Below are 691 nucleotides of genomic sequence, written 5' to 3'. Positions count from 1 at the left end.
AAAATAGGCGAAAAAGTACTAATTGAAATATTTTTGGCTTGTATCAAACTTTAGGATTAAACAAAAATTTAGGGCTTAGTGATCGCCTACTTATCATATACGAAACGTTGTAGTGCATTAAAACGACACTACAACACTGCATAAAAGCAATGCTTAGTGTCGTGTATTTTTGCAGGCTACTCGTTAGCTTCTTTTTTTCCAACCGCACTAAATGCATCAAGTTTTCTTTTTACACCCTTCCAATATTGTTTGTAAGTGCTTTCATCTTTTCTGTGAATAGGAGGTGTTTCATTAATATTAGGCAGTCTTTCAATTAAGTAATCGCAAGCCACCATAGCACAAAATTTAGCAGATACCAACCCGCTTGATGCACTACCTTTTTCTATAGGTATAAAAGAAAACATCCGTTGCATTAATTCATCTGCATCAAGTTGTTTGTTTTCGTCTAGTTCTTGTTCTCTTTCCTGTATTGTTTTCATCAGTTTTTATTTTATGCCAACGCTCAAAAAAAAAGAAGCGTCAACGGTTATTACTATTAATTTAATTCTGTGCTTAATCACGCACTGCTCTTATGCTTGTACGTTGTGGCTAATTTGAAAAAATGACGAATACCAACGACATACAAGAATTGACTCTTTCTACTGACAAGTGGAAAGTTGACTTATATTATGAAAATTGGCATTCCGAGACA

The 691-nt window shown here is 34.2% G+C and carries 1 protein-coding gene; it reads right to left on the bottom strand.

Going from position 1 to position 691, the window contains the following annotated elements; translation table 11 throughout:
• Positions 1 to 176 precede the first annotated feature (176 nt).
• Positions 177 to 479 (bottom strand): hypothetical protein, encoded by a 303-nt coding sequence (locus FHP04_RS14405; RefSeq protein ID WP_139856846.1) that lies wholly within the window; start codon positions 477 to 479, stop codon positions 177 to 179.
• Positions 480 to 691: the final 212 nt, after the last annotated feature.

The sequence above is a fragment of the Aequorivita sinensis genome, assembly GCF_006346335.1.
Classification (GTDB): domain Bacteria; phylum Bacteroidota; class Bacteroidia; order Flavobacteriales; family Flavobacteriaceae; genus Aequorivita; species Aequorivita sinensis.
The sequence above is the reverse complement of the archived record's forward strand: the minus strand, read 5'-3'. Positions and strand labels throughout refer to the sequence as shown.

Excerpts from the sequence above, each read along its gene's own strand:
- FHP04_RS14405 (WP_139856846.1), bottom strand. The coding sequence starts at position 479 with ATGAAAACAATACAGGAAAGAGAACAAGAACTAGACGAAAACAAACAA.